The organism is Paenibacillus sp. BIC5C1, assembly GCF_032399705.1.
In the GTDB taxonomy this organism is placed as follows: domain Bacteria; phylum Bacillota; class Bacilli; order Paenibacillales; family Paenibacillaceae; genus Paenibacillus; species Paenibacillus taichungensis_A.
Genome location: NZ_CP135922.1, coordinates 2,068,219 through 2,085,230, shown reverse-complemented (window position 1 = coordinate 2,085,230; position 17,012 = coordinate 2,068,219). Strand labels below are relative to the sequence as shown.

General features: G+C 47.5%; 14 protein-coding genes. 2 read left to right on the top strand and 12 right to left on the bottom strand.

Annotated elements, in window-relative coordinates; translation table 11 throughout:
- Window positions 1-58: 58 nt before the first annotated feature.
- From RS891_RS09575 to citZ, 4 genes are all read right to left on the bottom strand, one after another.
- Window positions 59-484, bottom strand: a complete 426-nt coding sequence (locus tag RS891_RS09575) for a hypothetical protein (protein ID WP_181586571.1) — start codon at window positions 482-484, stop codon at window positions 59-61.
- Between the two features lie 139 nt (window positions 485-623).
- Entirely contained in the window at window positions 624-1,565 is a 942-nt protein-coding gene (gene mdh / locus RS891_RS09570) for a malate dehydrogenase (protein ID WP_113053374.1), read from the bottom strand.
- A gap of 15 nt (window positions 1,566-1,580) precedes the next feature.
- Window positions 1,581-2,873 carry an NADP-dependent isocitrate dehydrogenase gene (icd, locus tag RS891_RS09565; RefSeq protein WP_062329572.1) on the bottom strand — a complete coding sequence of 431 codons (1,293 nt, stop codon included), beginning with the start codon at window positions 2,871-2,873 and terminating at the stop codon, window positions 1,581-1,583.
- Between the two features lie 146 nt (window positions 2,874-3,019).
- The gene (citZ, locus tag RS891_RS09560; protein WP_113053373.1) at window positions 3,020-4,132 is read right to left on the bottom strand and encodes a citrate synthase; all 1,113 of its coding nucleotides are present in this window, start codon (window positions 4,130-4,132) and stop codon (window positions 3,020-3,022) included.
- 478 nt (window positions 4,133-4,610) lie between these two features.
- Here citZ and ytvI point away from each other — a divergent pair, with 478 nt between their 5' ends.
- Entirely contained in the window at window positions 4,611-5,729 is a 1,119-nt protein-coding gene (ytvI, locus tag RS891_RS09555; RefSeq protein ID WP_113053372.1) for a sporulation integral membrane protein YtvI, read from the top strand.
- A 109-nt stretch (window positions 5,730-5,838) separates the two neighbouring features.
- Here the strand turns inward: ytvI and RS891_RS09550 are convergent, their stop codons facing one another.
- From RS891_RS09550 to RS891_RS09515, 8 genes are all read right to left on the bottom strand, one after another.
- Window positions 5,839-6,240, bottom strand: coding sequence for an FxsA family protein (locus RS891_RS09550; RefSeq protein ID WP_113051705.1), 402 nt, complete (start codon window positions 6,238-6,240; stop codon window positions 5,839-5,841).
- A gap of 6 nt (window positions 6,241-6,246) precedes the next feature.
- Window positions 6,247-6,753, bottom strand: coding sequence for an acyl-CoA thioesterase (locus tag RS891_RS09545; RefSeq protein WP_315795157.1), 507 nt, complete (start codon window positions 6,751-6,753; stop codon window positions 6,247-6,249).
- Between the two features lie 130 nt (window positions 6,754-6,883).
- Window positions 6,884-8,311 (bottom strand): pyruvate kinase, encoded by a 1,428-nt coding sequence (gene pyk, locus RS891_RS09540; RefSeq protein ID WP_063568089.1) that lies wholly within the window; start codon window positions 8,309-8,311, stop codon window positions 6,884-6,886.
- A 105-nt stretch (window positions 8,312-8,416) separates the two neighbouring features.
- On the bottom strand, window positions 8,417-9,448 hold the full coding sequence (locus RS891_RS09535) for an acetyl-CoA carboxylase carboxyltransferase subunit alpha (protein WP_113051703.1): 1,032 nt from the start codon (window positions 9,446-9,448) through the stop codon (window positions 8,417-8,419).
- The gene (accD, locus tag RS891_RS09530; RefSeq protein WP_113051702.1) at window positions 9,449-10,342 is read right to left on the bottom strand and encodes an acetyl-CoA carboxylase, carboxyltransferase subunit beta; all 894 of its coding nucleotides are present in this window, start codon (window positions 10,340-10,342) and stop codon (window positions 9,449-9,451) included.
- 406 nt (window positions 10,343-10,748) lie between these two features.
- Window positions 10,749-10,937 (bottom strand): hypothetical protein, encoded by a 189-nt coding sequence (locus RS891_RS09525; protein WP_017689496.1) that lies wholly within the window; start codon window positions 10,935-10,937, stop codon window positions 10,749-10,751.
- A 285-nt stretch (window positions 10,938-11,222) separates the two neighbouring features.
- Window positions 11,223-11,714 (bottom strand): phosphatidylglycerophosphatase A family protein, encoded by a 492-nt coding sequence (locus RS891_RS09520; RefSeq protein WP_024629130.1) that lies wholly within the window; start codon window positions 11,712-11,714, stop codon window positions 11,223-11,225.
- 558 nt (window positions 11,715-12,272) lie between these two features.
- Window positions 12,273-16,367, bottom strand: coding sequence for a DNA polymerase III subunit alpha (locus RS891_RS09515; RefSeq protein WP_315795156.1), 4,095 nt, complete (start codon window positions 16,365-16,367; stop codon window positions 12,273-12,275).
- Between the two features lie 304 nt (window positions 16,368-16,671).
- Between RS891_RS09515 and RS891_RS09510 the strand changes: the two genes are divergently transcribed.
- Window positions 16,672-17,001, top strand: a complete 330-nt coding sequence (locus tag RS891_RS09510; protein ID WP_024629128.1) for a YtrH family sporulation protein — start codon at window positions 16,672-16,674, stop codon at window positions 16,999-17,001.
- The last annotated feature ends 11 nt before the right edge of the window (window positions 17,002-17,012 follow it).

Sequence of the window (17,012 nt, the reverse complement as noted above, 5' to 3'; positions counted from 1 at the left end):
GTCCCTGAAGTGCAAACGCTTTAAGTTCAGCTCACAATAGAACTCGTGCGCAGTCGTTTTAGATCACTTGGTTGTTCACCATTAGATACACCATAATGAGCAGGAACACGGCAAGCAATGTGCTGAACGTACGAATCTTGCTCTGTTCTGCACTGACGTCACGATTGCTTTTCACAGCCTCTGCTGCCAGCCGTAGTGGTTTACCCATAATGCCACCAATTGCTGCAATAGCCAGCAACAGTACCACTACCACGCCCATCCACAGATAGGAATACTCACCCTTGGTCATCAAATAACCACCCGTAAGAAGCTGAATCACAAGTCCGTACTGTGCGATACGGTTCAATGAACGGAGCGATGCAAATGCTCCCTCTTGAGCGGCAACACTCAATGTCCGGATTTTGCCAACCACGAATGGCAAGATCAGATAGAAACCCATCGCCAGTGCTCCAATAATATGGAGCAAATACATAATCATTGTCAAAATGTCCAACCTCCTCATAAATTTCATTCAGTGTGCTATACATCACATCTCATTATACTGGGGAACTTATCCAAAGAAAAGAAAACCTCCGGATGATCCGAAGGTTTTCTCTGTGTTCCTGTCAAAAAGTTTTCAAAACTTACAGATTTACTACTGAAATGACGTTACGAACCGAATCCGCAGATTTGTCGAGTCCTGCTTTTTCTTCAGCCGTCAGTTCCAGTTCAAATATTTTTTCAATTCCATTACCACCAAGAATGGTTGGCACGCCAAGGAACAAGTCGTTGTAGCCATATTCCCCTTCAAGGTAAGCAATAACCGGAATGATTCGTTTTTTGTCTTTCAAAATGGCTTCGGTCATTTGCACCAATGAAGCTGCTGGTGCATAATATGCGCTGCCGTTTCCAAGCAGGTTTACGATCTCACCGCCGCCAACACGTGTGCGTTGTACGATGGATTCAATGCGCTCTGCCGGGATGAGGGTATCGATTGGAATACCGCCAACGCTGGAGTAACGAACGAGTGGTACCATATCGTCTCCGTGGCCGCCAAGAACGAATCCACGGACGTCTTCAACCGATACATTCAGCTCTTGTGCAATGAATGTACAATAACGTGCAGTATCCAGTACACCGGACTGACCGATTACGCGGTTTTTAGGAAAACCAAGCGTCTGATAAGCTGCATATGTCATTGCATCTACCGGGTTGCTTAGAATAATGACGATGGAATCAGGGCAATATTTTTTCACATTTTCACAAACAGACTTCACGATTCCTGCATTCGTGTTGACCAGATCATCACGGCTCATACCCGGTTTACGGGCAATACCTGCCGTAATAATAACAATCTCCGAACCTGCAGTATCCTCGTAGTTGGAAGTACCAACGATATTGCTATCGAAGCCCTGAACAGGACTAGCTTCCCACATATCGAGCGCTTTACCTTTAGTCGGGTTTTCCAATTGTGGAATATCAACCAGAATTACGTCCCCGAGTTCTTTTTGGGCAAGCATCAAAGCCGTTGTAGCTCCGGTAAATCCGGCGCCGACTACTGTGATTTTTTTGCGCTGAATAGTCACGATTCACATCTCCCCTTACAGGTTTTTAATGATTTGATCAGCAAATTCAGAACATTTCACTTCAGTAGCGCCGTCCATCAGACGTGCAAAGTCATAAGTTACTGTTTTGTTGTTGATGGATGTTTCCATACCTTTGTAGATCAGGTTAGCCGCTTCTTGCCATCCCAGGTGCTCAAGCAACATAACGCCGGACAAAATAACGGAACCAGGGTTCACGACATCTTTGTCTGCATATTTAGGTGCAGTACCGTGAGTAGCTTCGAAGATAGCATGTCCTGTTACATAGTTGATGTTCGCTCCTGGAGCGATACCAATGCCGCCAACTTGTGCAGCCAGTGCATCGGACAGATAGTCACCGTTCAGGTTCAACGTTGCGATTACATCGAACTCACCTGGACGAGTCAATACTTGTTGAAGAGCGATATCGGCAATAGCATCTTTCACGATGATTTTGCCAGCATCTTCAGCTGCTTTTTGAGCTGCATTAGCTGCATCCGTACCGTCTTTCTCTTTAATGATATCGTATTGTGCCCAAGTGAACACTTTGTCAGCGAACTCTTCTTCAGCAACTTCATAACCCCAGTTTTTGAAGGCACCTTCAGTAAATTTCATGATATTACCTTTGTGTACCAATGTAACGCTCTTACGGTTGTGATCGATAGCATATTGTACTGCTGCACGTACCAAACGTTTGGAACCTTCAGAGGAAACTGGCTTAATACCAATACCGGAAGTTTCAGGGAAACGGATTTTGTTTGCACCCATCTCCTGTTGCAGGAATTGGATTACTTTTTTCACTTCTTCGGAACCTTCTGCGTATTCAATACCTGCATAGATATCTTCCGTATTCTCACGGAAAATGACCATGTCTACCAGCTCAGGACGTTTAACAGGAGAAGGTACACCATCGAAATAACGAACAGGACGCAAGCAAGTGTACAGATCCAGTTCTTGACGAAGTGCTACGTTCAGGGAACGAATTCCGCCGCCGATTGGTGTAGTCAGTGGTCCTTTAATCGCTACGATATACTCGCGAATGGCTTCAAGCGTATCGTTTGGCAGCCACTCCCCGTATGTATTGAATGCTTTCTCGCCAGCAAACACTTCATACCATGCGATTTTTTTGTTGCCGTCATATGCTTTTTCAACAGCTGCATCCAATACACGTTTGGAAGCTTTCCAGATGTCACGGCCTGTACCGTCACCTTCGATAAATGGAATGATTGGGTTATTAGGTACTTGCAGTGTACCGTTATCAATTTGAATTTTTTCGCCTTCAGTTGGGTGAGCAAATTTTTCTAATTTCATTAGTATAATTCCTCCTTGGGTTTCGATGCAGTATGATAACACACCGCTTGTCTTATTGGAGGAAGGGTTATGAACTTGCTGCTAGTTTTAGCCAACAGGTTACATCCCTTCACCCCGTCCTGTTTATTATACTGGTTTTGATGCCATTAGCGAAGTTCGATTGAAACGTACTTCTGATCTGTTGGGCCTGTGTACTCGGCACGCGGACGAATAATGCGGTTATCCGCAAGCTGTTCCAGAATGTGAGCAGTCCAACCTGATACACGGCTAATCGCAAAGATCGGTGTAAACAGTACTTCTTCAATACCCAATTGGGTATATACGGAAGCGGAATAGAAATCTACATTTGGTTTCAGACCTTTTTGTCCTGTCACCAGTTCTTCGATCTTCACTGACATTTCATACAAACGTGTATCGTTGTTCATTTCGCCCAGTTCCTTGGACATCTTTTGCAGATGCTTCGCACGTGGATCACCATTTTTGTATACACGGTGTCCAAAGCCCATGATCTTCTCACGGTTGTTCAATTTTTCTTGAATAGCCGCCTCCAGACGATCAGGTGTGCCAATCTCATTCAGCATTTTCATAACGGCTTCGTTCGCACCGCCATGCAATGGCCCCTTCAATGCGCCAATCGCAGAAGTTACTCCCGAATAGATATCGGAAAGCGTAGCAACGGTTACACGTGCTGCAAATGTAGAAGCGTTCAACTCGTGATCCGCATGCAGGACAAGCGCCTGATCAAGGGCTTTAACAGCGGTCTCGGCTGGTTCTTCTCCAGTCATCATATATAAAAAGTTTTCTGCGATGGAAGCGCCTTCTTTTGGAGCCACAGGTTCTTTGCCCTGACGGATACGGGCTATGGCTGCCACAATGGTTGGCAACTGCGCTTGCAGCTTAACCGCTTTGTTCTCATTCGCTTCCGCTGTCATCTCGTCAGCCTGCTCATCGTACAGAGCCAGTGCGGATACCGCGGAACGCAGTGCTGCCATGGTACTCATGTTTTTCGGATACAATTGGATTTGTGCAATCAACTCGCTCGGAATCGGCGCGTAATCGCTCAAGCTTTTGCGAAGGGATTTCAGTTCATCCGTAGTTGGCAATTTACCAAACCACAGTAAATAGGCAACTTCTTCAAAGCTTGCATGTTCTGCCAGATCGTCAATATCGTAACCACGGTATGTAAGCACACCGTCTACAATGGAGCTGATCGAAGAGGTTGTTGCAACGATGCCTTCCAGACCTTTGGTAGCTGTCATATTACATCTCTCCTTTAATAAACGAAATCAAGAACCCATCCAGAGTGTCATCTACGTGCTCAAACGCACTCGTCCTTCTTTTGTAACCATTTACATTTTAAAATTAATAAATACCTCAATATCTGTTTTTCATATCTGTCAATCGGTATTTCCTTATCTCATCATACTGGATTTTGTCGTTTATGTGAACATGATGCGGGGTCATCCGCACATCAAACTTCTTTATCGGACCGATAAAGCATTTTTGAAAACCTTTACAAAAGCAAGGTTGACATTTTATTCTTTTTATATAAATCCATGCTATAAACCAAGTTTTTATTGCTATATTTTGTGAATATGAGGCATACTCTAGGCAAAAGAAAAGATATAATTCGACGACATCCTAGCGTTTCAAATCAGTGTATTTGCTCTATATTAACTAGATAGCTTCCTGTGCTTCCTTCATGGTGGCTTGAAATGGAATAAGGAGAGTTGATGCTTGGATAGAATTATAATGAAACGCCTGTTGCGCGGCTTATGGGTGATTATCGCGACCATACTCATTGCTGTTGCCATATACCTGCTGTTCCCGTTGTTATATCCTTTTGCCATCGCCTGGATTATCGCCTATGCGATGAACCCTCTGGTGAAGTTGCTTCAATACAAGGCTCGATTTCCTCGCTGGCTGGCTGTAACCTTATCACTAATCATTTATTTCGGGGCCATTGTCGTCGTATTGTCTGCTGCGGTAACCCGTATGGTCAAGGAAGTCATCTCACTAACAACAAGCTTCGACCTTCATGTCGATGAGATTAAGGCAACGTTCGTCCGCTGGACTCAGAATGACACGATTCAGAGTTTAATCGGACAGATTAATGAATTTTATAAGGAAAACCCCAACTATCAGGAGACCATTAACAGCAATATTAGCAAAACAACCGAAACGGTAGGTACAGCAGTAACCGATCTAGTCACCGGATTTTTCAACATGATCCTGAACCTGCTCACTTCCCTACCCAATATGGGAGCCGTATTAATCGTGGTTCTGCTGTCAACTTTCTTTATTAGCAAAAGTTGGACCAGACACAGCATTACCGTATCGGGCTGGGTGCCCTCTTCCATTCGCAAACCGATTACCGACATATGGAATGATCTAAAAAAAGCGCTGTTCGGTTATGCACGAGCCCAGTTGATCATGATCTCCATCACCGCATTATTTGTCATGATCGGATTGCTTGTGCTCCAGGTTAAGTCTGCCTTTACGATCGCTTTGCTCATCGGTCTGGTGGATTTGCTTCCTTATCTCGGTGTTGGCCTCGTGATGGTTCCTTGGGCGGCATACCTGCTTATGAATGGAGACCTGTACCTGGGGATCGGTATCAGTGTTGTATATCTCATTGTACTGATTGCCCGCCAAATCATTGAACCCAAAGTGCTTGCCAGCAGTGTCGGATTGGACCCTCTCGCCACATTGGTTGGCATGTTTGTCGGATTGAAGCTGTTCGGTGTACTCGGTTTGATTATCGGCCCTGTCAGCCTCGTTATCCTTGATGCATTTAATCGAGCGAACGTATTCCGTGATCTCCGAACATACATTATTAATGGACGTGTCCGATGAAATCATGATTTCTGTTCTGTCATCCGCATATCATCAAGATTAAGAAAGGCACCGCTCCTCAGACTGAATCTGATGAGCGGTGCCTTTCTTTAACTGATGCTGATATTTCCTATTGCTTCGGACCACGATAAAACTTAATACTTCCGTTTCTCATTTTCTTCTCCAACCAGCCCAGGAAGAATAGGCGGTACACTGAACGTGTTACTGGAAACAACAGTGTAAAACCGATCAGATCTGTGATAAATCCCGGAATCAGCAGCAGGAAACCACCGACAAAAATAAATAGTCCATCTACCATTTTCCTTCCAGGCACCTTACCGCGCTCCATCTCGGATTTGGCATCAATAAGTACTTTTCGTCCTTCAAACTGCAACATTGCTATACCGATCAAGGACGTGAGAATCATGAGAAGCAATGTCTTTCCGGCTCCAATCCAGTCACTCATAAGAATGAAACCATACAGTTCAATCACCGGAATGATTAATAGCAGGGCCCACATCCATTTTCGCATTACGTATTACCCCTTTCCTGAAAGCCACACTTTCTCAAGCGCGCTGTAGAGCTCAGAAGCTGCCTTATCCAGCCTGACTGGCTTCCAGTCCCCATTGACCCATACATGCTGGGTAGAGCCTGTAACCAACCTTTCACCAGGAAGGGACTCCTCAGATAACCACACTCGTTGCCCAACGCCTATCTGCTCATTAAGGTCTGGAGTCATGCGCCTTATGTCATACTTATAGTTCAGTCGCAGACCACTAAATGCAGCAATTCGGGTGAAAATGACGATGTCATCATCATACCGGGCAGGTTTATGATATTTTACATCCAGTCCGGTTACCGGAAGCAGTAACCCCTGTTCCTCCATTTTACGATATGTATACCCCATTTGGCGAATCATCTCGGTTCGACCGATTTCAAACCAATTCAAATAGTTGGCGTGATAGACCACACCCATCTGATCACTTTCTTGATAACGCACGCGAAGGCGTGCCGTGTACCAACTGCCATTGCTCTGTTGTTGCATGTTACCGGCCTCCTTCGATATACCAATTCTTACGTATCTAGCGGCGCTAAAGTGTCATAAAGATGGAAAAAAAGCAACAGGACGCAAACGCCCCATTGCTTCATTCCTGTTGCTTCTCGTCCAAACACAATTATGCGTTGTTTGGAATTTGGCTTACTTTGATCAGGTTAGTGGAACCGGAACGACCCAAAGGTACACCCGCTGTAATAACAACAAGGTCTCCTTCTTTTACAAGTCCGGATTTCACGCCGCCTTCAATTGCATTTTCAAACAAAGCGTCAGTGGAATCAACAAGTCTTCCTTTGACTGGTGTTACACCCCAAGCCAGTGCAAGACGACGGGAAGTTCTGTCTTCCGTTGTCACCGCAATGATTGGAGATTCTGGACGATATTTAGAAATCATGCGTGCTGTATGACCGGATTCAGTCGAAGTAATGATCGCTTTAGCGTTCAGATCTTGAGCTGACAGGGCAACAGATTGGCTGATTGCTTCAGTAACTGTTGTTTGTTGTGCAACACGTTGTTTCAGATACAGCTCTTGGTAAGGCAGAGCAGATTCTGCTTTTTCGGCAATACGGGACATGGTCAGAACGGATTCAACTGGGTATTTACCCGCAGCTGTTTCACCAGACAACATGATTGCATCAGTACCGTCAAAGATCGCATTAGCCACGTCACTTGCTTCTGCACGGGTTGGACGCGGGTTGCGTTGCATGGAATCCAGCATTTGTGTAGCTGTGATAACTGGTTTGCCTGCAACGTTACATTTTTCGATCATGCGTTTTTGTACCAATGGTACTTCTTCCGCAGGAATCTCTACACCCAGGTCTCCACGAGCAACCATCAGACCATCGGACACTTCAAGGATTTCATCCAAGTTGTCCACACCTTGTTGGTTCTCAATTTTGGAGATGATTTGGATATGTCCGGCATTGTGTTTTTCAAGCAATTCACGAATCTCAAGGACGTCGCTTGCTTTACGAACAAAAGAAGCCGCGATGAAATCGACACCTTGTTCGATACCGAATACGATATCGTTGGCATCTTTTTCAGTGATACCCGGAAGAGAAATGGCAACTCCCGGAACGTTAACACCTTTTTTGCTTTTGATCGTACCACCGTTAACGATACGGCATTTGATCTCAGTGCCTTGCACTTCCACCACAGTCAGTCCGATCAGACCGTCGTCGATCAGAATTGTAGATCCCGGTTCAACATCACTCGGAAGATCTGCATACGTAATGGAAAGACGTTCTTTGGTGCCCAGAATTTCTTCTGTTGTCAAAGTGATGTACTCGTCTTGAACCAATTCGATCGGCTCCACTTCGAGTTTACCTGTCCGAATTTCCGGTCCTTTGGTGTCCAGCAAGATCGCTACTGTCTTGTTCAGCTCTTCGCATGCTTGGCGAATTGCTGTGATCCGTCCGCCGTGCTCATCGAAATCACCGTGGGAGAAGTTCAAACGGGCCACGTTCATACCGGCCATAATCAATTTTTTGGTATTTTCCAATGATTCACTGGATGGACCAATCGTACATACAATCTTTGTTTTGCGCATTTTGGGTTTCCTCCGATTTTAAAGGTCTATCTTTTTATCTCTTTTTCTTTTTCCAACTATTAAATTTACTATACTTTTGCTCATTTGTATAGGAAATTCATCACATCATTCAGCATTTCCCGACAAATTACCTGCTGTATCGACTTCAACAGGCACTTGAGGGACTTCAATCTGCACTTCTGGTTCAAACGTGACTGATCCAATTTTACGGAATTTCTCATACCGATCCTGTTTCAATTGGTCACCACTCCATCCTTTCATCTCGTCCAGATGACGAACCAAAGCCTCACTTATTGCAGCCGCAGATTCTTCATAATCCCGATGAGCACCGCCGCGTGGCTCAGGGATTATTTCTTCAATGACTTCCATCTCCAGAAGGTCTTTGGCCGTAATTTTCATCGCTTCGGCCGCCTGATCTGCCTTGGATGCATCTTTCCAAAGAATGGAAGCAGCACCGTTCGGAGAGATCGCAGAGTAAATTGCATGCTCCAGCATCAACACACGATTACCCACAGCCATAGCTAGTGCCCCGCCGCTACCACCTTCGCCGATGACCACTACAATAACAGGCACCGAGAGCTTCGCCATTTCCAGCAGGTTACGTGCAATAGCTTCCGATTGACCTCTCTCTTCAGCAGTATTACCCGGATACGCCCCTTTAGTATCAACAAAGGTAATAATTGGACGACCAAATTTGTTCGCTTGCTTCATCAAGCGCAGTCCTTTTCGGAATCCTTCCGGATGTGCGCTCCCAAAAAAACGGGCGATGTTATCCTTCGTATCTTTCCCCCGCTGTTGGCCAATGACCGTTACTGTTTTTCCGTTCAGCTTCGCCAGTCCGCCAACAACCGCCAGATCATCTCCGAACATGCGATCGCCGTGCAACTCAATGAAATCGGTAAATATCAATTGGATCAGATCTAATGCCGTCGGACGCTGCTGATGCCGCGCCAGATGCATTTTCTGAGCAGCTGTTATACCGGAATAAATCTCTTCTTCGAGTCTATGATAACGTTCTTCAAGGCGGGCAATTTCGTCGGTGAAGTCAATACCCTTTTCCTGTCCAAACTGTACGAGCTCTTCGATCTTTTTGCGCATCTCAACCAGAGGCGCTTCATATGGCAACTCACCCGCCATTTAGACCCCTCCTTTTTCACTATGCATGTCTAGAAGCTTACCAAGGGTGGCTCGAAGTTCTTTACGATGGACCACCATGTCCAGCTGGCCGTGCTGTAAATTAAATTCTGCCGTTTGGAAATCATCAGGCAGTTTCTGACGGATCGTCTGCTCAATCACGATTCTTCCAGCGAAACCAAATACAGCTCCCGGCTCCGCAATAATGATATCACCAAGGCTCGCAAAACTAGCCGATACTCCACCTGTCGTCGGATCCGTGATAACCGAAATATACAAACCGCCCTGTTCATCCAAACGGGACAAAGCCGCACTTGTTTTTGCCATTTGCATAAGGCTAAGAATACTCTCTTGCATCCGGGCACCCCCAGATGTTGAGAAAATGATCAAAGGCAAATGTTTCTCTATTGCATGCTCAATCGCACGGGTAATTTTCTCTCCTACTACCGAACCCATACTGCCTGTAAAGAAGTCGAAGCTCATGACAGCAACAACCACAGGCAAACCTTCTATGGTTCCCTCACCCGTAATGACAGCTTCCTTCAGTCCTGACTTCAAGCGCTGTTGTTCCAGTTTGTTACTATATCCAGGGAAGTCAAGCGGATCAACCGAGATCATATCAGCGTCATGCTCCACAAACCCTTGCTCATCTAGAACCATGGCAATGCGTTCCATTGCGTTCAAACGCATATGGTAACCGCAAGCCGGACATACTTTTAAGTTTTTTTCCAATTCCTTGCTATATTGAATCGTGCCGCATTTGCTGCACTTGTTCATAAGCCCTTCAGGTATTTCACGTTTTGGACGTTCTCCAGCTTCCTGACCTTCGCCACGAAGCGCACGCTCGGAAGGTATGGTGGCGTACTTCCGTTTTTTCTGGAATATATCTTTGAACACAACTACACCTCTCCAGCCGTTGATTTGATGGCCGCAACCTGCAGTTCGTTGCATGTAGCAACTTCATCCGCGCGCTGCGGTAAACCGCTTACGACCCATACGCTGCCATGGGCCTTGTCCAGCATTCACAACAAAAAAATCCGCCGGTATAAGGCAAGGATCAGCGGCTTCTGTCAGCACGATTGATGTTACCTGCAATAACCGAAAGATTGTTGCGCCGATGTTTGAATCTGTCTTGGCAGGGTCTCTGGGAGCAATCTGGTCGGTCCTTGTCCTAACAAAAAAAGAAGGAAGGACAGCAGCATACAATACATGCAAGTCGATTCCTCACTCCGCTTACGCGGTCAGTCCCTTATGTACCATTGGTACTTCTTCATCTGCCAAGGCACGTCTGATATCGAATGAATCAGGAATGCAGAATCGAATTCAGCACTTCCTGAACCTCTTCCAATTCCCCTGAAGGGACGCGAATCTCAAATTGCTGCTTGGATAAACTGATGGGACGGGTCTGTACCAGAAAACCTTCTTCCGAAAGCTTGGTCTTGATCTTGTCCGCAACCTTTGCTGTCGGTGCAATGTAAATCACCGTCCACATGCCATGTCCGCCCCCTAAGCTAATGTTCAGAGCCCGTATATTGGACTAATGATAACATACCTCACTTTTTTTCTGCAAGGAAGGGTTCGGGACCTTTGGGGAGAAAACGAGATCTAGAGGGACATTTGTCCCGCGAGGATAACCGATATGGTGATGCAATGATCCTAGGACTTTCCTTTTTAAAAAAGGGATTGCAGGCCGCTCAGGGCAGCAATAGCTACCCTGGATGACCTTCCATTGAACAAACAAAAGATACCAAATGAATGAAAACACAAATGAAGAAAATCAGATATCCGATGGGTATTTCTTGGCTTTAATATTTTTGTGAGCAATTCGGGCAGAAGCAGCAGCGGCGAGCCCGGCAACCAGGTCGTCCAGAAAAACATGTATAGCTGGTCCTGCTTCGTTCAGATCATGAATGACACCAATCTTTTCTTTATCCAGATAACCAAAACTGGTTAAACCGATCATACCATATACATGGGTAATGCCAAGAGCAAGAGTCTCGTCCACTCCATACAGGGATTCATCCGCCTCCATAATTGCCTGCAAAGGTTGCGGCAAAAGGCGTTTCTCAGCAAGCTCGTCGAGGGCTATACCTGTGTATAGCGTATATTGCACCTCACGTTTCTGCAGTACTGATTTTACACTCGTGACACAGTCATCCATAGTCAGTTCCGGGTGGTACCCTTTTTGCAGACGATATACAATTTCCGCGATTGCATCAATCTGTACACCCCGCCGGGCCAGCATGGCTTCTACGATTTCATATGACATATCTCGACCTCCCGCATCGCTCCCCCAAGGACCTCAGGTCCTTCGGTGTTCTCAAGTGTATGCGGCAAACTCGCAAAATGTTCATAAAAAATGCGGAATGTGCATTCGTTATGGCAATCTGCTTACCCTATAAATTATGCAAAAATATTCACATATTACACTCTTGTTCGTCCAATATCTCCTCCACCTGCATCCCTGATGGAATTGGTAAAATAAATACAAAAAAACCAGCTCGGCAGTTGGCCAAGCTGGTTTCATCATTGGGAATATGAGGGGTGTCCCAAAGCCATGAGCATGGCCTGAGACACTTTTTTTAATTTTATTCGATTCGGGCCTAACGAATCCAGCACACGCTATTAGCTCTCATTTCCACAGAACTGCGTTTTAACGAATCACAGAGATGTTATTTCGTCATGTTATAGGTCGGGCCACAGCTTTGTACCGGACCAACGTCACTAAAGTTCGTCAAACTTTGCATTTCACGATCATCCGCCTTTTAAAACGCGGTGGTTCGTTAGCTGCTATGAATTAAGAAAACAATTATTACATGAAAGCCTATTATTTTATTTTGACTGTGCCATCACCCAGCATCTTCTCCATCTCGGAGAATAAAGAGGGCGAAGGTTTAATCCGGTAGGCATCACTCAATGCAAGTAGCTTCTGATGCTGTTCATAGAAGAGCACCGTCGCCACCGGACCCGAATGCTGCTGAAGCAATTGTTTTAGTCGGGCCAGAAGCTCTGGATTCTCCGCCTGCGGGGTGATCTTCACGAACACTCGCTGCTCCACTGCTCGCGGCCCACGGCTCTGCTCCGTGCCGCCAGCGGCCTCAGCGGCACGTCGAGCCACGGAAGCGGCCTCACTGGCATTGGCCGCACCTGGTCCACCCGCAGCGCTGTGCGTCGCTGCCGGGCCCTGGCTTCCGCTGCTGCGTGCAGCTCCAGCACTCACGCCTGAGCTGCTGCGCTGTGCTCCGGCTCCCGCGCCAGCCGCCTGCCGTGGCGAAGCCGTCGGGCGCGAAGCACTGCCGCTGCCGGGCTTACCGCGCCGTTCGCGGCTGCGCAGCTGCTGTTCCAGTGCCGCCGGTGACAACGGCGCCACTTCCTCAGCCAGCAGCTTGAACCCTTCGTCCTGCTGCTGCACCTTGGCACGCACGACGAGCAGTTCACCTTTCCCAACATGTTGCTGGCTTCGCCGCCATACTTCGGGAAAGAGAACCACTTCACAGCGTTCGATCTGGTCTTCCAGCTCCATGAACGCCATAGCCTTGCCCTGTTTCGTCGTAATCGACTTCACAGACACAACCATCCCAGCTGCGACGGCCATCGTATCGTCAGCCGCTTCAGTCAGCTCCATAATGCGATCTGCGCCGCTGGATTCAAGCACATCTTCGTAGTCATCCAGTGGATGACCAGACAGATACAAACCTAACAGTTCACGTTCCAGCTCCAACTGCTGACTCCCGGAATAAGGCGGAATTTCGGGATATTCAATCTCCCAGTTCGGGGTCTCGACAAAATCAAACAATTGAATTTGTAGATCCTCGCGTTCCTTGCGCCATTTCAGAGCGGCTTCCACCGTTTCATCCAGCATCGCCAGTAATTGGGCGCGGTGCCCAGGCAATGTGTCAAAGGCTCCCGCCTGAATAAGCGATTCAATCACACGTTTGTTGCATACCCGCAAATCGACGCGACGACAAAAATCGAGCAGGCTGTCGAACGGTCTTTCCTGACGTACAATCATGATGCTCTCCATTGCCTGGGTACCTACATTTTTTACCGCAGCCAGACCAAATCGTATCGCCCCGGTTGCTGTATCTGCATCAGAGTTCTGAACCGACAATCCATCCTTTTCCTGTACAGCAGACATTTCATGCTGTTCGGAATGCGAGGCCCCCTCTTTCCCAGTTCCATGAAGGCGTTCTGCTGTAGAAACAGTCACTACGCCCGAATTAATCCGATCCTCGGTATGCTCCGGCACAGTCGTCGCTGCCTGCCACTCGTATGAACTACCATCTTCGTCTGGTGCGGGGCCCGGGTCATCTGGCAGAGGTGCTTCGCCGTACTCTGCTTGTCCGGAATAATAATCATCATGTACAGCATGTGCCATCGTTGGACTTGCTGTCCCATTCTCACCCTGCTCTCCCTCTAAACGTTGGGTTTCCGCTGCTTGGTCAGCACTAGTTTTGCTAGATGATGTAAGTACAGGTGTAAACAGAATACCGCTCTCATTCACATCCGGTGGAAGTACTTCAATGTCCATACGTCGGCATTCCACGACATACTCCGCCACCTTGCGGTGACTGCCCATCACGGCAGTTAACATGGATGCCATAAAATGAATGGGATAATGTGCTTTCAGATAAGCCGTCTGGAAAGCAAGCACGCCATACGCAGCGGCATGGGCACGCGGGAAACCGTAGTTGGCGAACTTGACGATCATATCATAGACCAGGTCTGCCTCCGCTTCGCTGTACCCTTGCTTCAGACTGCCCTGAACGAAATGCCCACGTTCGAGATCCAGTACTTCCCGTTTTTTCTTGGATACCGCTCTGCGGAGCAAATCCGCTTCGCCGAGAGAGAAGCCTGCCATCCGGGAAGCAATCTGCATAATTTGTTCCTGATAGACAATGATGCCGTACGTATCCTTAAGGATGGTCTCGAGATCCGCATGGGGGTAATCCACTTCGATCTGGCCATGTTTGCCCTGAATGTATTTGGATATGAACTCCATTGGGCCCGGACGATACAGGGCCAACACGGAAATAATATCTTCAAATACACTCGGCTTCAGCTCCTTCAGGACACGACGCACCCCTGCGGATTCAAGCTGGAATATCCCCATCGTGTCGCCTCGGCCAAGCATCTCATACGTGAGTGCATCGTCGTCCGGAATATGACGAAAATCCGGAATTTCGCTATTTTCCCCAATCCAGCGCAGACAGCGTTCAATAATCGAAAGGGTACGCAGACCGAGGAAGTCCATTTTGAGCAGTCCGATAGACTCCAGGTTTTCCATGGAATATTGCGTTAAGGCCGTCCCCTCACTCCCCTCTTGAAGCGGAACGGCATCCGTAAGCGGATCACGGGAGATGACAACCCCCGCCGCATGCGTGGAAGCATGACGAGGCATGCCTTCCACTTTCATCGCCATATCGAGCAGCTCACGTGTTTTGGGCTTGGTCTCATACAGAGCCTTCAGTTCAGGGGTGGCTTCCATTGCCCGCTGAATGTTAATGCCAAGCTGTGCAGGAATCAGCTTCGCTGCCTTGTCCACCTCGCCGTAAGGCACATTCAATGCACGTCCGACGTCCCGAACGGCTGCACGGGCAGCCATCGTACCAAAGGTAATGATTTGGGCTACATGGGCTTTGCCGTATTTTTTCGCAACATATTCAATGACTTCGTCTCGCCGTTCATCGCTGAAGTCGATATCAATATCCGGCATGGAGATCCGTTCCGGATTCAAAAACCGCTCGAAGAGCAGGTTATACTTCATGGGATCAACGTCTGTAATACGCAAGGTATAGGCAACAAGACTACCTGCCGAGGAGCCACGACCCGGTCCGGTGACAATTCCCTGCTGGTGAGAATAGGCGATAAAATCCCATACGATCAGGAAATAATCCGAGAATCCCATACTGTCTATAACCCGGAGTTCATATTCCAGCCGCTGTTCAAGCTCGGCTCTGAGCTCCGTGTCCGTCCAACGCGATGATTCATTATAGCGCTCTTCCATTCCCTCTTCGCACAACTGACGCAGATAGGCAGACGGAGTTTTCCCTTCAGGAAGCGGTCTGTACTCCGGCAAAATGGATTTGCCGAATTCCAGCTGCAACTCACACGATTCCGCGATGCGAACCGTATTCGCCAATGCTTCGGGCACATGGGGGAACAAACGCGCCATTTCTTGTTCATTCTTGAGATAAAGCTGATTGGTTCCGATACGCAGCCGGTTCTCGTCATCTACCGTTTTCCCTGTTCCGATGCAGATCAACACATCCTGAAGCTCCGCGTCCTCTTCGGACAGATAGTGCGCATCGTTGGTCGCCACCAATGGAATATCCAGCTCTGCTGCCAGACGAATCAGTTGGGGATTCACTCTTTTTTGCTCAGATAGCCCGTGGTCCTGCAGCTCCAGATAGAAATCGGCACCAAAAATGTTTTTGTAACGCAGCGCCGCACGCTTCGCCTCTTCCTCACGTCCATGCAGCAAATGCTGGGGAACCTCGCCCCCCAGACAAGCACTTAAACAGATAATACCCTCGTGATGAGCAGCCAGACTCTCCATATCAATACGTGGTTTGTAATGGAAGCCTTCCAAATGTCCGATGGAGCATAGTTTCATCAGATTGCGATAACCCGTCATATTTTTGGCCAGTAAAATCAGATGATGGATCGGCTGATCCTTCCGGCTTCCCCGCTCTTTGCGAGACCCTGCAGTCATATAAGCCTCACATCCAATGATCGGCTTAATTCCCCGCTCGACGCATGCTTTGTAGAAAGGGATAGCACCATACATTACACCGTGGTCGGTCAATGCCAGCGTAGTCATTCCGAGATCCGCGGCCTTATTCACGAGATCCGGTATACGCGCAGCGCCGTCCAGCAAACTATATTCACTATGAACGTGCAAATGCACAAAAGAACTCATGTTTTTTCTTCCTTTCGCCATGGACAGTCGCAGCAACCTGCTTGAATCAGGTTACTACACTATCTTCTTCTATCCATATTTTTCATCCTTCGGTTCAGACCGAAAGTTGTTTTCTGTATCCATGTAAAATGCTCTATTAATGAAATGAATGAAAATAAGGATCCATCCTAATAAAGAGTGTTTTATTATTCTATTTTATCATAACGTTCGGGGGCACGCCCATACAATAGAAGTACAAGCCGCTCCCCCTGTTACGGACCAAAGACAGGAGGTGTGCTGCTGGGTCTGAAAGGGGTGTTGCCGGATGAGCACATTTTTGTCCAAAGCCATTCTTGATTTCTTCATTGCGTTTGGGATCGTGCTGGGCGGCGCGATGATTGGAGGTATAGGAGCAGTAGTCTCTCTCCAGCCTCCTACACAGACGATGCTTGATGTTGCTGGGAAAATAAAAATTTGGGCGCTCGCAGCGGCCGTTGGCGGTACAATCGATCCGATGCGGGTGATCGAAAGCAACGTGCTGGACGGCAATCTGTCTCCGGCAGTCAAACAAATTTTGTATTTGATATCCGCATTTATGGGCGCCCACATGGGTACCGAACTGGTGAAATGGGTATGCGGTGGAGGACGGGGTTAGCATGACTCCAG

Excerpts from the sequence above, each read along its gene's own strand:
- icd (WP_062329572.1), bottom strand. The coding sequence starts at position 2,873 with ATGAAATTAGAAAAATTTGCTCACCCAACTGAAGGCGAAAAAATTCAA.
- RS891_RS09535 (WP_113051703.1), bottom strand. The coding sequence starts at position 9,448 with ATGGCGGGTGAGTTGCCATATGAAGCGCCTCTGGTTGAGATGCGCAAA.
- RS891_RS09525 (WP_017689496.1), bottom strand. The coding sequence starts at position 10,937 with ATGTGGACGGTGATTTACATTGCACCGACAGCAAAGGTTGCGGACAAG.
- citZ (WP_113053373.1), bottom strand. The coding sequence starts at position 4,132 with ATGACAGCTACCAAAGGTCTGGAAGGCATCGTTGCAACAACCTCTTCG.
- RS891_RS09520 (WP_024629130.1), bottom strand. The coding sequence starts at position 11,714 with ATGTCATATGAAATCGTAGAAGCCATGCTGGCCCGGCGGGGTGTACAG.
- pyk (WP_063568089.1), bottom strand. The coding sequence starts at position 8,311 with ATGCGCAAAACAAAGATTGTATGTACGATTGGTCCATCCAGTGAATCA.
- RS891_RS09515 (WP_315795156.1), bottom strand. The coding sequence starts at position 16,367 with ATGAGTTCTTTTGTGCATTTGCACGTTCATAGTGAATATAGTTTGCTG.
- RS891_RS09510 (WP_024629128.1), top strand. The coding sequence starts at position 16,672 with ATGAGCACATTTTTGTCCAAAGCCATTCTTGATTTCTTCATTGCGTTT.
- RS891_RS09550 (WP_113051705.1), bottom strand. The coding sequence starts at position 6,240 with ATGCGAAAATGGATGTGGGCCCTGCTATTAATCATTCCGGTGATTGAA.
- RS891_RS09545 (WP_315795157.1), bottom strand. The coding sequence starts at position 6,753 with ATGCAACAACAGAGCAATGGCAGTTGGTACACGGCACGCCTTCGCGTG.